We start from the raw sequence: 12561 nt of genomic DNA, 5'->3' as shown, positions 1-12561 counted from the left end.
TGGTAGCGCCTGCGTGGAGCAGGAGGCCAGGGCCCTCTCTCGGCGCTCACCGCGGTCCGGCCGACGAGGAGGCGTCAGCCGGCGGTGGGTCGTCCCGCTCCGGGCGGACCGGCGGTGCCCAGGACGGTCGGTTGATCAGGCAGAAGGGGTGGCCGGCCGGGTCGGCGTAGACATGGGTCCGGCCCGACAGTTCCGTGGCGCCGAGAGCGAGCACGGCCGGGGCGGCCTGACCGAGGTCGTCGACCATGACGTCGAAGTGGATCTGCTGTGGCCCCGCCGGATCCGGCCAGCGGGGTGGCCGATGGCCGGGGGCGAGCTGGAACGCGATGCCGGAGGTGGTGTCGTTCCGGGACACCACCACGAAGTCGGCACTGCGGTAGGTGACCGGCAGACCGAGCAGCGCCGAGTAGAACTCGGCGAGTGCGGCGGGGTCCGGGCAGTCGAGGATCACGTGGTGCAACCGACCGATCATGGGTGGCCCCGCTCGCTCGAGTCTGCCGATGTGACGGATGGTAGGTGACCGCCGGGCCGGGCTGCGGTCGCGAAGGTATCGGATGTTCACGCACCGATGAGTTCGACGGGCCGGCGCGGTCCACCTCTGCGGAAGGTCGAACACCCGACCAGTAGGGGGACAGCATGACCGCCGCAGCATTGCCGCCCGTCGTCGACGCCGACACCTGGCAGCGTGAACTCGACGCGTTGCGGGTCCGGGAGAAGGCAGCGACCCGGGAACTGGACGCAATCGCCGCACAGCGCCGGCGGCTGCCGATGGTGAGAATGCCCGACTACGTCCTGGCGGGCGAGGACGGCCCGATCCGGTTGGTCGACGTGTTCGACGGCAGGGCGCAACTGATCGTCTACCACCACATGTGGTCTCCCGGCCAGCGGTGGCAGTGCCCCGGCTGCACCGGGTTCACCTCGCAGTTCACCCGGCTGGAGGCGCTGGACGACTACGACGCCCGATTCGTCGTCGTCACCCAGGGCCCGATCGACGAGGCGCTGGCGTACAAGCGTCGGGTCGGAAACATGATGACCTGGTACTCCACCGCGAACAGCCCGTTCGGCGCTGACGTCGGCGCACCTGCCGGTGGCGGGTTCGCGGTCAATGTCTTCCTTCGCGACAGCGATGCGGTGTATCGCACCTGGCACACCACCGGCCGCGGCACCGAGCAGCTCAGTCACACCTTCGCGCTGATCGACCTGCTGCCCTACGGCCGGCAGGAGGAGTGGCAGGACTCCCCGGAGGGTTGGCCGCAGTCGCCCACCTACAGCCGCTGGTCCAGCTCCGAGGACATCGCCGCCCGCTACGGCTCGCCGACCGCCTGACGGCCGACGCTGCTGGCGGACCGCTGGTGCCGTACCCGGTCGCACCTGATCACGGCGCCGCGTCTTCGGGGCTGCGTGCGGCATCCGGCCATCCGGTGTCGCCGTCCTGCTCGTCGATCCAGCGGGTGTGCGTCTCCCAGGCGGACTGCTTGCTGGTGCCGAGCGCGCCGCCGATCTGCGTCCAGGAGGCGCCGGTCGCCCGGGCGGTACGCACCCCCAGCTGCCGACCGTAGGCGGCCTTGCGGGCGATCAGCTCGCCGAGGGCGAGCAGTTCCAGCGCCTCCTCCCGGGTGAGGGGCTCGGCTCCGGTGTCGTAGGGCTGCTCGTCGTCGGAGGTGTCGTCGAGGGCCGGCGCGAGGGCGTCGCGGGTCCGCAGCTGCTCGTATCGGGCGACCGCGGTCAGGAGGGTGAAGTCACGCTCGATGCTGTCGGGAGTCACCATGCGACCCATCCTGCCGTCAGGTTGACTTGACGTCAAGTCAACCTGACGTCGGGGTGGCCGAGAGGGATCCTCAGCGCCGCCAGAACTGTCGAGGCGCGAACCCTTCACGTCGTAGCCAGTGCTCCGTATAGACGATCCGCTCCGCCTCGATGACCACGAGCGTGTCCTCGGGCGGCTCGGACAGCGGTCGCCCCCGCTCGGCGTGCTCGTTCTCCCACCGGAACGCCTCCCAGTGGTGTGCCCGGTCCGGATGCCCGGGCTCGAGCACCCGAGCGCTCCCGAACATCTGAGCCCCACGGCTGCTGGCCAGCCCGACCAGCGGAGCGAAGATCCCGACGGAGACCCGCGGATCGGCGGCGATGTTGCGCATCTTCGGCGAACGCGGCGCGGCCGTGAACAGCACGGCGAAGCCGAGTGGGTAGTACCGCACCGGGGTGGCCAGCGGCCCGTCCGGACCCGTGGTCGCGAGCACGCACATGTTCTGCGACGACAGCAGCTGGAGAATGCGCTCCTCGAGCCGTTCACGATCGAGCCGTCCGGTCGGCGTGGGCCCGGCCAGCCACGGATTGGTCAACGGCATGCGGCGTCCTCGATCATGGCGCGCACCCTAACCCGCCGGCCCGCCCGCCGGCTACCAAGATCGACAAGGCGTGCCCGGGCGTGGTTCGCGGGAACAAACATCCAAGAAATCCGACGGCTGCCCACCGACAGTGGACCCATGTCGAGATTCTCGCGGGGGCGGGTGGCCCCGCCACTGGACCCGGACGGGCCGCGTACCACCGGCGCCGGAGCGACGGTCGGCGCGGCGACCGGTCGGTGGAGGCGTCGCCTCACGGTCGCCGCGGTTGCCGTCCTGGCGGCCGCCTGCCTTCTGCTCATCAACGCCGTCCTGGTGGGAAGGCAGTCCGGCGCGGCATCGGAGGACAGCATGACCGACGTGGACGGTGTGTCGATGTACGTGCGTCAGGACGGCCCGCACGACGCACCCGCGGTGGTGTTGATCCACGGGCTCGGCGGCTCGACGCGCTGGTGGGACGCCGTGGTGCCGGTTTTGGCGGCCTCCCACCACGTCCTCCGGGCGGACCTGGTCGGGCACGGCCGCTCCGCCAGGCCGACCGGGGCGGGCTACTCGATCCCGGAGCAGGCGCGCCGGGTGGGACTGGTCCTCGACCGGGTCGGCGTCCGGCACGCCGTCGTCGTCGGCCACTCCACGGGAGGCTATGTCGCGACCGCGCTGGCCGAACAACGAGGCGACCTCGTCACGGCGCTCACGCTGATCGACACCGGTCCCAGCATGGGCGCCTTCATCTCCGACGGGCCCTTCGGGAAACTGCTGTTCCTGCCGGGCGTCGGGCAACTGCTGTGGCGGGTCCGGTCCGATTCCATTATCCGCAAGGGGCTGAGCACGGCATTCAGCAGGCCTGGGTACGAGATCCCGCAGCAGCTCGTGGACGACGTGCGGGCGATGACCTACCACTCGCTCACCGAGGCGTCCCGGGCCTCCGACGACTACCTGACGCAACGGGCACTGCCGGCGCGGCTGGCGGCCATCGGGCGGCCGGTGCTGGTGATCTTCGGTCAGGACGACCGGCGGTGGCGGTCATCGTCGTCGACAACCGAGTATCGCGGGGTGCCCGGCGCGCGGGTCGAGCTCGTCGCCGGGGTCGGGCACTCTCCGATGCTCGAAGATCCCCGGCGGACCGCCGCTCTGATCTCCGGCCTCGCCGACACCGTGCGGTGAGATCACCGTGTGGCGCACCCCCGATCCGCTCCCGCAGCCGGGGCCGCTGCCGTGGCTCGACACGTACGATCGGACCATGCGGCTCGGCGACCGCGGCACCCCCACGCAGTGGAAGATCGCGGTTGCGGACGTGGGCCCGATCGCCGGGGTCACGATGGCCGGGCTGACCGGCGGTCCCGTCGACCTTCGGGTTGTTCCCCATCCCGCCCTGACGTTGTTCTTCGACTTCGGCGACGCACTGGTCGTCGACGAGTACGGCGGACGACAGGTTCGCGGTGCCGGCGTTGTCGGCCTCGCGCCAGCTCGGATCCGAGCGGTGGCGCCGAACTTCGAGTGCCTTCAGGTGCGCCTGTCACCGACGGTGGCGCGTGCCCTGTTCGGCGCGCTCGGCGAGCTCCACGGATCGGTCGTGGGCATCGAGGAGATCTGGGGCCGCGACGCCGTCCGGCTCCGGGAGCAGCTGTACGAGCAGCGCTCCTGGGCCGACCGGTTCGCCATCACCCGGGCGGCGCTCCTGCGCCGTCTCGATGGTGGCCACGGCGTGGATCCGGAGGTCGCGCACAGTTGGGACCGGATCGCGACCGCCCGTGGCAGGGTGCGCGTCGAGCGGTTGGCCGCCGAGGTCGAATGGAGCCGCAAGCGACTCTGGTCCCGGTTCCGGTCGCAGCTCGGGATCACCCCGAAGCAGGGCGCGCAGCTCATCCGATTCGACCACGCGGCGCACCGCCTCGCCGCGGGCCAGCCCGTCGCCGCAGTCGCCGCTGTCAGCGGCTATGCCGACCAGTCCCACCTGCACCGGGACGTCAGCGCGATGACCGGGCTGACCCCCTCGATGCTGGCCGTCGCCCGGTGGCTCAGCATCGACGACGTCGCCTGGGCGTCAAGCCGTCCGCGTTGAGCAGGTCGGACGTTTCGGCTAGCCTCGCTGTGCTGACACCCTCCGCACCGGCCGCGCACCGTCACCGCGCTGCTAATGACTTCTTCTGCACCGATCGGACCCGACGAGCTCCCGGATCATGACGTGCGCTCCTTCCTGGCCGAAGTGGACGGGAACGAGTACGTCTCCTACCGTTCGCTGGCCGAAGCCCGGCGGGACCCGGATTCGGCAGTCGTGCTGTCCGGCGACTACGGTGGGACGATCTTTCTGACCGTGCCGGTTCGCCTCCTTCGATGCGACCTGGCGACGCTGCGGACACTGGTGTCCGACCTGGACGCCGTCACCTGGATGAGCGGCGACCTAACGATCGCCACCGTCGCCCTCGAGAGGCACCCCGTCGGCACGGGCGTCGTCGGCGGTGACGGCGGCGGCTTGGTCGCCGAGGGTGTCTGGGTGCACCCGACGATGGTGCCGCCCGAGCTGCTGGCCCAGGCGGTGGACGTGGTGCTAGGCCGTCGGAGGCGGCCCGACGTCGCTCTCCTGCGACGGCTTCGGCAGCGTGAGCTACTGCGCAAGAAGCAGTGGCGGGCGGCTCACCCGACCCGCTCCGGGCTTACCTGGGACTCCGACATCGGTCAACCCGCTGTCCCGTTCGACTGACGCTGAATCCGTTCCCTGGATAGCAGGCCGGCGGAACGATGCGCGGCGCTCGCGGGCATGGCCGCTCGCTGCCCGGCGAATCTCACGTGCCCACCTCCCGACCGGCTGGGAGTGAAGGCTCAGCCAGGCTGGCGGCGAGATAGGCGTTGCGGCGTGCGATGAGGCGCTGCAGGTAAGGCCGCAGGACGAGGACGGCCACGAGGCGGCCAAGGGGGCCCATCGGTGCGGTGAAGTCGATGACATCCCGCATCACCGTCGCCGACGAGTCGGCCGAGTTCGGCGTGAAGCTGTGCTCATGGCGCCATCGGCGGAACGGGCCCTCGGTCTGTTCGTCCGTGAAGCCGTGGGGCCTTCGGTGCTCGGTGATCCGAACGGTCATCCGCCAGGGGAGGCCGAAGTGCCTGGCTTCCCAGGTGACGGCGTCACCGGCCTTCAGCCTGCCGGTCATCACGCCGCCGACCACCCGTTCGGCGCTGGGCCCCATGGACCTCGTGTGCACGTCGACGTCGAGGCAGGCGTCGAAGACGGCTTCCGGAACTGCCTGAACGTCCGTGGTCAACTCGATGCGCGGCACACCGCCACCGTAGGCCCTCAGCCGGCGGTGATGCCGGCGCGGTCGGGGCACCGGCATCACCGCCGACAGTGGCTATGCCGGCTGCCGTTGTTGTCGGTCGCCTCTACCGCCGCGCGGCTGGCATGCGGGACATGTGCCGGTACGCCATGACCTTCTACCGGGTCCACCACGTCTGCGTGCCCTGCCGTCGTAGTCACAAGTACGCGTGGGACGGCGCGAATCACCCGTGTACGTCCTGTCGGCAGCCGATGGTCTTCGCTGGGCACGACCTCGCCGCACCTCGCCGGCGGAATGACTCCGGCTGGGCTGCGGTCGCGGCAGTCCTCGGCGCGGGACTGCGCTACGAGGGTTTCGAGGTCTGCGGTTGTTCGCGAGAGCCGAAGTTCCGGCCACGGACGCGTGCCCAGGTCCGGATGCGGCGCAGGGCCGCCAGCCACCTCGGATTGTCGGAGGCTGAGGCGTTGGCTGCCCGGGATCCCTACGACCTGGGTTGACGCCCGGTTCACCTGCTCCATTGCCTTCCGCCCCCTGGCGTGAGGAGCCCGTTGGTCTTCTCCGGGGTCATGACGGCGGCGGGCGCTCGCCAGCGTCCGGCCGCCGTGGTGGCTCGCGAAGCCGGTCTCAGCCCTGCACGTACGCGGCCAGGTGCTCCCCGGTGAGCGTCGAACGGGCGGCCACCAGGTCGGCCGGGGTGCCCTCGAACACCACCCGACCACCGTCGTGGCCGGCGCCCGGACCCAGGTCGACGATCCAGTCGGCGTGCGCCATGACGGCCTGGTGATGCTCGATGACGATGACCGACTTCCCGGCGTCGACGAGCCGGTCGAGCAGGCCGAGCAGCTGCTCGACGTCGGCCAGGTGCAGGCCGGTGGTCGGCTCGTCGAGGACGTACACGCCGCCCCTGTCGCCCATCCGGGTGGCCAGCTTGAGCCGCTGCCGTTCCCCGCCGGAGAGGGTGGTGAGCGGCTGGCCGAGGCTGAGGTAGCCCAGCCCGACGTCGGCCAGGTGGGTCAGGATCGCGTGTGCCGCCGGGAGCTTCGCCGCGCCCGCGCCGAAGACCTCGCCGGCCTCGGTGACCGACATGGCGAGCACCTCGCTGATGTCCTTGCCGCCGAGGGTGTAGCCGAGCACCTCGGCCTGGAACCGCTTGCCCTCGCACTCCTCGCAGGTGGTGGCCACGCCGGCCATCATCGCCAGGTCGGTGTAGACGACCCCGGCGCCGTTGCAGGTGGGGCAGGCGCCCTCGGAGTTGGCGCTGAACAGCGCGGGCTTGACCCCGTTGGCCTTCGCGAACGCCTTGCGGATCGGCTCCAGCAGCCCGGTGTACGTCGCCGGGTTGCTCCGGCGTGAGCCGCGGATCGGCGTCTGGTCGACGGCCACCACGCCGTCGCGGCCGGAGACCGAGCCGTGGATCAGCGAACTCTTGCCGGACCCGGCCACCCCGGTGACCACCACCAGCACGCCCAGCGGCAGGTCGACGTCCACGTCCCGCAGGTTGTGGGTGTTCGCCCCGCGCACCTCCAGCGCCCCGGAGGGCGTACGCACCGAGGGCTTGAGGCGGGCCCGGTCGTCCAGGTGCCGGCCGGTGAGCGTGCCACTGGCCCGCAGCCCGTCGACCGTGCCCGCGAAGACCACCTCGCCGCCCTCGGTGCCGGCACGCGGGCCGAGGTCGACGACGTGGTCGGCGATCGCGATGGTCTCCGGCTTGTGCTCCACCACCAGCACGGTGTTGCCCTTGTCCCGCAGCCGCAGCAGCAGGTCGTTCATCCGCCGGATGTCGTGCGGGTGCAGGCCGATGGTCGGCTCGTCGAAGACGTAGGTGACGTCGGTGAGCGCCGACCCGAGGTGCCGGATCATCTTGACCCGTTGCGCCTCACCGCCGGACAGGGTGCCGGCCGGGCGGTCGAGGCTGAGATAACCCAGCCCGATCTCCACGAACGAGGACAGGGTGTGCTGCAACGAGGTCAGCAGCGGCGCGACGGAGCGGTCGTCGAGGCCGTGTACCCACTCGGCCAGGTCGCTGATCTGCATGGCGCAGGCGTCGGCGATGTTGATGCCCTTGATCTTCGACGACCGGGCGCCCTCGTTGAGCCGGGTGCCGGCGCAGTCCGGGCAGGTGGAGAAGGTGATCGCCCGCTCCACGAACGCCCGCACGTGGGGCTGGAGCGCATCGACCTCCTTGGCCAGGAACGACTTCTTGATCTTGGGGATCAGTCCCTCGTACGTCAGGTTGACGTTGTCGACCTTGATCTTGGTCGGTTCCTTGTACAGCAGGTCGTGCAGCTCCCGCTTGGTGAACCTGCGGATCGGCTTGTCCGGGTCGAAGAAGCCGCAACCGCGGAAGATCCGCCCGTACCAGCCGTCGACGCTGTAGCCGGGAACGGTGAGGGCACCCTCGTTGAGCGACCTGCTGTCGTCGTACAGCTGGGTCAGGTCGAAGTCCTGGACGCTGCCGCGGCCCTCGCAGCGCGGGCACATGCCGCCGGTGATGCTGAACTCCCGGCGCTCCTTCGTCACGCCGGCGCCCCGGTCGATGGTGACCGCGCCGGCGCCCCGGATCGAGGCGACGTTGAACGAGAACGCCTGCGGCGAGCCGAGGTGCGGCACGCCGAGGCGGCTGAACAGGATGCGCAGCATGGCGTTGGCGTCGGTGGCGGTGCCGACGGTCGAGCGGGGATCGCCGCCCATCCGCTGCTGGTCGACGATGATCGCGGTGGTCAGCCCGTCGAGCACGTCGACCTCGGGACGCGCCAGCGTCGGCATGAACCCCTGGACGAAGGCGCTGTACGTCTCGTTGATCATCCGCTGCGACTCGGCGGCGATCGTGTCGAACACCAGCGAGCTCTTGCCCGACCCGGACACCCCGGTGAACACCGTCAAACGGCGCTTGGGCAGCTCGACGCTGACGTCCTTGAGGTTGTTCTCCCGGGCGCCGTGCACGCGGATCAGGCCGTGGCTGTCCGCGACGTGCGCTGCCGGCGACCGCGGGTCGGTGGCGGGGGCCGTACTCATCAGGTCTCCATCTCCTCGCGCGGCCGCCGGGGCCGTCGGTCTCAGCGCAGCTGGTTGATGCGGATCAGCGTGCCCGCCGGATCCCGGAAGGCGCAGTCGCGCACCCCGTACGGCTGGTCGGTCGGCTCCTGGACCACCTCGGCGCCGCTGGCGACCAGCCGCTCGAAGGCGCCCTCCAGGTCGTCGGTGGCCAGCGCGATGATCGCGTACGTGCCCTTGGCCATCATCTCGGCGACGGTACGCCGCTCGTCCTCGGTGATGCCCGGGTCCACGGCCGGCGGGGTCAGCACGACCGAGGTGCCCGGCTGACCCTTCGGGCCGATCGTGATCCACCGCATCGTGCCCCGGCCCACGTCGTTGCGCACCTCCCAGCCGAGGGCGTCGCGGTAGAAGGCCAGCGAGGCCTCCGGGTCGGTGTGCGGCAGGAAGCTGTAGTGAATGGTGACGTCCATGCCGGTCACGCTAGTTCCGCCGTGGTGGGCCGGGCTTCTCGATTCCTGACCGGTCTGGTCACCTGCTTGGACAGGCAGGCCGGCGGTTCGGCCGTCGCCTCGGCCATCTGCGCCCGGTAGACGCTCGGCGGCACCCCGACCAGCTCGGTGAAGCGGGAGCTGAAGGTGCCCAGGGAGGCGCAACCGACCGCGAAGCAGACCTCGGTGACGCTCAGGTCACCCCGGCGCAGCAGCGCCATCGCCCGCTCGATCCGCCTGGTCATCAGATAGCCGTACGGCGACTCGCCGTACGCGCGGCGGAACTCGCGGCTCAGGTGCCCGGCCGACATGTGCACGCCGCGGGCGAGGGCCTCCACGTCCAGCGGCTGCGCGTACTCCCGGTCCATCCGGTCGCGGACCCGGCGCAGCAGCGCCAGGTCGCGCAGGCGCTGCGCCTCGTCGGTTCGGCTGCTCACCTGCCTGATCGTGCCATGAACCACCGACATCGCCGAGCACCTCGCGCCGTCAGGGCCCCGCAGGACAGACACCCGCGGCCGACGTCCCTATGCTCGGCCCATGCGGGACCGTCGGGTGATGCTGATCTGGGCCGGGTTCGCCACGACCGCGCTGCTCTCGGTCCTGCTCGTGCTGCGCCGCCCGGACCGCCTGTCCGACCTGCACATCTACTACGGCGCGGTGGCGCACCTGCGGGCCGGGGGCGCGCTCTACGACTACGTGGCCGCGAACGGCGGCCCGTTCACCTACCCGCCGTTCGCGGCGCTGGTCCTCTGGCCGATCACCGTCCTGCGGCCCGGGGGTGCCCCGCGCACCATCCCGCTGCTGTCCGCGTACCCGGGCAGCCGTACGTTCTCGTTCCGGTCGGCGACCATGAACCACGGGCGGCTGGTCGCCCACGCCGCCGACGGCCGCCCGCTCGCCACGTACGACGACGAGCTGGCCGCCGCGCTGCGCGGACCGACCGCCTGAACAGCCGTGGGCGACCGCCGTCGCGGCGGTCGCCCACGGCGTGCGGTCACTGCGGCGGCGGCGGCGGCAGCAGCGGCGTCGGCTCCGTCGTCGCCGACGGGCTCGGCGACGACGACCGGCTCGTCGACGGCTTGGGCCTCGGCTCCCGGGTCGGTGACGGGCTGGTCGTGCGGGGCGACGGCGACGTGCGGCTGGGCAGCGGCGAGGGGCTGCTCGGGCGCGGCGAGGGTGTCGGTGACGTCGTGCTCGGTGCGGGTTCGGTCGTGCTCGGCTTCGGCTGCGGGGCCGACCTGCTCGGCGGGGGAGCGTCATCGGGGAACTTCGGCTCGGCGAACCGGTACTTGTCCGGGTCGAGCTTCATGGCCTCGGTCGCCTGCTCCAGGAACTGCCGCCAGATCGGCGCGGCGCCGGCGGAGCCGAAGACGTTGTTGTTGCCGTCCGTGGTACGCAACGGCTTGCCGTCGGTGGTGCCCAGCCACACGGCGGCCGACAGCGCGCCCGTCCAGCCCACCATCCAGGTGTGGGCGTTCTCGGTCAGGCTCTGCCCCGACTGCCAGGTGCCGGTCTTGCCGGCGGAGTCCCAGCCGTTGTCCAGCTTCGCGGCCCGGACCTGGCGCAGTGTCCAGTCCAGCTGGGCCTGGGCCTCCTCGTCGAGACCGATGTCCGTGGTTTCCAGTTTCTCCTGGTACAGCTTGTCGTCGCCCTTGGTGACCGAGCGGACGAAGTGCGCCTCGGCGCGCTTGCCGCCGGCGGCGAAGGTGGCCATGCCGTTGGCGTGGTCTTCCACGGTGATGCCGTACTGGCCGAGGCCGACCTCGGTGGTGAACTGTCCGGCGACGTCCGCGCCGCTCTTGCCGCGCAGGTCCACCCGCTTGGGCTGCTTCTCGCCCTTGACGTTGGCCCACATCGACTCGACGCCCGCCTTGGTCGCCATGTCGATCACCTTGTCCACGCCGAGCAGTTCGGTCAGCTCGAAGTAGGTGACGTTCAGCGAGGCCACGGTGGCCTCCCAGAGCGCGCAGTCCGGCTGGCAGGGGGCCTTCTCGGCGTTGCGGATCGGGCCGGCGGCGCTGTCCTTGGTCCGCCCCGACTCGGGGAACTCCTTGGTCTCGGGGGAGTCGAAGTGCTTCTTGACCGAGACGCCGTTCTCCACCGCCGCCGCCAGGTCGTACACCTTGAACGACGAGCCCGGCGGGTGGGAGCCGAACCCGACGGCCTGGCCGTCCTCGTCGTAGTACCAGCCGGCGTAGTCGGCGCCCTCGCCGTCGTTGCCGCCGTAGTAGCCGAGCACCCGACCGGTGCCGGGCTCGACGGAGACCAGCGCGGCCTGCCAGTTCTTCGGCTGGCCGCGGACCTGCTCCGGTGCGGTGTCCCGGCGGATGTCGGCGGCGTTCTCGGCGGCGGTCTGGACCCGCTTGTCGATCGTCGTGACGATCTTGAAGCCGCCATCGCGGATGTAGTCGGCCGGCTTGTCCTTGAACTGCGGGGTCTGCCGCAGCTCGCTGAGCACGTGCTTGACCACCAGGCCGGTGGGTCGGCCGGCGTCGGACTGCCGGGCCTTGCGGTCGATCGGCTTCACCGAGCTCGGGTACGCCAGATCCGCCGCCTCCTGCGGGCTGAGGTAGCCGAGCTTGACCATGCCGTCGCGGATGTATCCCCACCGGTCCATCGAGTTCTGCTTGGCCTTCGGCCCGCGTGCCGGGTCGTAGCCCGGCTGGCCCTGCGGGTCGTCCGGGTTCGCCTCGGGCTGCTTGACCATCGCGCAGAGCACCATCGCCTCCGACACGGTCAGCTGCCGGGCGGCGGGCGCGTCCGTGCGCACCGTCTTGCCGAAGTACGCCTGCGCGGCGGCCTCGATCCCGTACGCGCCCCGCCCGAACGGCACCGTGTTCAGGTAGAACCCGAGGATCTCCTCCTTGGAGTACTTGTCGTCGAGCTTCCAGGCGACCACCGCCTCCCGCAGCTTCCGGGAGTACGTGACGCCCTTGAGATCCGCGGCGACCCGGGCGTACTGCTGGGTGATGGTCGACGCGCCCTGCCGCTGGCCGCCGGTCACGTTCGACCAGGCGGCGCGGAGCACCCCGGAGAAGTCGATGCCCTGGTTCTTCCAGAACGTCCGGTCCTCCGCGGCGACGATCGCCTCCTTGGCGGAGTCGTTCATCTGGTCGTACGGCACGATCGTCCGGTTCTCCGCCCCCAACGTCGCCATCGGGGTCTTACCGTCGCCGTAGTAGACGGTGGTCGACTCCGGCAGTTTCAGATCCGTCGGGGTGGGCACGCTGTCGACGTAGTAGGTGCCGGCGAGCAGTCCGGAGCCGAGCAGCAGCGCCAGCACCGCCAGCACGACGGGCAGCCGGCGCCGCTTGCGCGGTTTCGCCGCCGCCCCGGCGGGCTGACCGCCGTAGCCGGGTGTGCCGGCGCCATGGTCGTAGTTACCGGTATGAGACACCCGCACCCGGTACCCCCTGTTCGGCTCGCCGAATCCGGGCGGGTGCGGTGAGCCGCGTCGCG

13 protein-coding genes are annotated in these 12561 nt (G+C 71.0%); 5 read left to right on the top strand and 8 right to left on the bottom strand.

The window, feature by feature from the left end; genetic code table 11:
* Nucleotides 1-46: 46 nt before the first annotated feature.
* Entirely contained in the window at nt 47-472 is a 426-nt protein-coding gene (locus tag GA0074704_RS18375; RefSeq protein ID WP_088971645.1) for a VOC family protein, read from the bottom strand.
* A 164-nt stretch (nt 473-636) separates the two neighbouring features.
* On the opposite strand from GA0074704_RS18375, the gene GA0074704_RS18370 reads away from it, so the two are divergent.
* On the top strand, nt 637-1326 hold the full coding sequence (locus tag GA0074704_RS18370; protein ID WP_088971644.1) for a DUF899 domain-containing protein: 690 nt from the start codon (nt 637-639) through the stop codon (nt 1324-1326).
* 49 nt (nt 1327-1375) lie between these two features.
* Here GA0074704_RS18370 and GA0074704_RS18365 read toward each other — a convergent pair whose 3' ends face one another.
* The gene (locus GA0074704_RS18365; protein WP_088971643.1) at nt 1376-1768 is read right to left on the bottom strand and encodes a hypothetical protein; all 393 of its coding nucleotides are present in this window, start codon (nt 1766-1768) and stop codon (nt 1376-1378) included.
* 70 nt (nt 1769-1838) lie between these two features.
* The gene (locus GA0074704_RS18360; RefSeq protein WP_088971642.1) at nt 1839-2348 is read right to left on the bottom strand and encodes a pyridoxamine 5'-phosphate oxidase family protein; all 510 of its coding nucleotides are present in this window, start codon (nt 2346-2348) and stop codon (nt 1839-1841) included.
* Nucleotides 2349-2696: 348 nt separating this feature from the next.
* Here GA0074704_RS18360 and GA0074704_RS18355 point away from each other — a divergent pair, with 348 nt between their 5' ends.
* The 3 genes from GA0074704_RS18355 (at nt 2697) to GA0074704_RS18345 (ending at nt 5046) form a co-directional block, all read left to right on the top strand.
* Nucleotides 2697-3509: an alpha/beta fold hydrolase gene (locus GA0074704_RS18355; protein ID WP_088973786.1), complete on the top strand. Its 813-nt coding sequence runs from the start codon at nt 2697-2699 to the stop codon at nt 3507-3509.
* 154 nt (nt 3510-3663) lie between these two features.
* Nucleotides 3664-4407 carry a helix-turn-helix domain-containing protein gene (locus GA0074704_RS18350; protein WP_088973785.1) on the top strand — a complete coding sequence of 248 codons (744 nt, stop codon included), beginning with the start codon at nt 3664-3666 and terminating at the stop codon, nt 4405-4407.
* Between the two features lie 123 nt (nt 4408-4530).
* The gene (locus GA0074704_RS18345) at nt 4531-5046 is read left to right on the top strand and encodes a hypothetical protein (protein WP_088971641.1); all 516 of its coding nucleotides are present in this window, start codon (nt 4531-4533) and stop codon (nt 5044-5046) included.
* Between the two features lie 82 nt (nt 5047-5128).
* On the opposite strand, the gene GA0074704_RS18340 is transcribed toward GA0074704_RS18345, so the two are convergent.
* The 4 genes from GA0074704_RS18340 to GA0074704_RS18320 all read right to left on the bottom strand — a co-directional run bounded on the left by GA0074704_RS18340 (nt 5129) and on the right by GA0074704_RS18320 (nt 9569).
* A complete protein-coding gene (locus tag GA0074704_RS18340) occupies nt 5129-5620 on the bottom strand; it encodes an SRPBCC family protein (protein ID WP_172880616.1) in 492 nt (163 codons plus the stop codon).
* Nucleotides 5621-6241: 621 nt separating this feature from the next.
* The gene (locus tag GA0074704_RS18330) at nt 6242-8632 is read right to left on the bottom strand and encodes an ATP-binding cassette domain-containing protein (RefSeq protein ID WP_088971640.1); all 2391 of its coding nucleotides are present in this window, start codon (nt 8630-8632) and stop codon (nt 6242-6244) included.
* 41 nt (nt 8633-8673) lie between these two features.
* Complete coding sequence (locus tag GA0074704_RS18325) at nt 8674-9084, bottom strand: VOC family protein (protein ID WP_088973782.1); 411 nt, start codon at nt 9082-9084, stop codon at nt 8674-8676.
* Between the two features lie 5 nt (nt 9085-9089).
* On the bottom strand, nt 9090-9569 hold the full coding sequence (locus GA0074704_RS18320; RefSeq protein WP_197697546.1) for a helix-turn-helix transcriptional regulator: 480 nt from the start codon (nt 9567-9569) through the stop codon (nt 9090-9092).
* 70 nt (nt 9570-9639) lie between these two features.
* Between GA0074704_RS18320 and GA0074704_RS18315 the strand changes: the two genes are divergently transcribed.
* The gene (locus GA0074704_RS18315; protein ID WP_088971638.1) at nt 9640-10050 is read left to right on the top strand and encodes a hypothetical protein; all 411 of its coding nucleotides are present in this window, start codon (nt 9640-9642) and stop codon (nt 10048-10050) included.
* A 46-nt stretch (nt 10051-10096) separates the two neighbouring features.
* On the opposite strand, the gene GA0074704_RS18310 is transcribed toward GA0074704_RS18315, so the two are convergent.
* On the bottom strand, nt 10097-12499 hold the full coding sequence (locus GA0074704_RS18310; RefSeq protein ID WP_231926536.1) for a transglycosylase domain-containing protein: 2403 nt from the start codon (nt 12497-12499) through the stop codon (nt 10097-10099).
* Nucleotides 12500-12561 lie beyond the last annotated feature (62 nt).

The organism is Micromonospora siamensis (assembly GCF_900090305.1).
GTDB classification, from domain to species: domain Bacteria; phylum Actinomycetota; class Actinomycetes; order Mycobacteriales; family Micromonosporaceae; genus Micromonospora; species Micromonospora siamensis.
The sequence above is the reverse complement of the archived record's forward strand: the minus strand, read 5'-3'. Positions and strand labels throughout refer to the sequence as shown.

Bases quoted from the DNA above. Each gene is read 5' to 3' on its own strand.
- GA0074704_RS18375 (WP_088971645.1), bottom strand. From the start codon at position 472: ATGATCGGTCGGTTGCACCACGTGATCCTCGACTGCCCGGACCCCGCC.
- GA0074704_RS18320 (WP_197697546.1), bottom strand. From the start codon at position 9,569: ATGTCGGTGGTTCATGGCACGATCAGGCAGGTGAGCAGCCGAACCGAC.
- GA0074704_RS18325 (WP_088973782.1), bottom strand. From the start codon at position 9,084: ATGGACGTCACCATTCACTACAGCTTCCTGCCGCACACCGACCCGGAG.
- GA0074704_RS18350 (WP_088973785.1), top strand. From the start codon at position 3,664: ATGGCCGGGCTGACCGGCGGTCCCGTCGACCTTCGGGTTGTTCCCCAT.
- GA0074704_RS18370 (WP_088971644.1), top strand. From the start codon at position 637: ATGACCGCCGCAGCATTGCCGCCCGTCGTCGACGCCGACACCTGGCAG.
- GA0074704_RS18315 (WP_088971638.1), top strand. From the start codon at position 9,640: ATGCGGGACCGTCGGGTGATGCTGATCTGGGCCGGGTTCGCCACGACC.
- GA0074704_RS18330 (WP_088971640.1), bottom strand. From the start codon at position 8,632: ATGAGTACGGCCCCCGCCACCGACCCGCGGTCGCCGGCAGCGCACGTC.
- GA0074704_RS18365 (WP_088971643.1), bottom strand. From the start codon at position 1,768: ATGGTGACTCCCGACAGCATCGAGCGTGACTTCACCCTCCTGACCGCG.
- GA0074704_RS18355 (WP_088973786.1), top strand. From the start codon at position 2,697: ATGACCGACGTGGACGGTGTGTCGATGTACGTGCGTCAGGACGGCCCG.
- GA0074704_RS18360 (WP_088971642.1), bottom strand. From the start codon at position 2,348: ATGCCGTTGACCAATCCGTGGCTGGCCGGGCCCACGCCGACCGGACGG.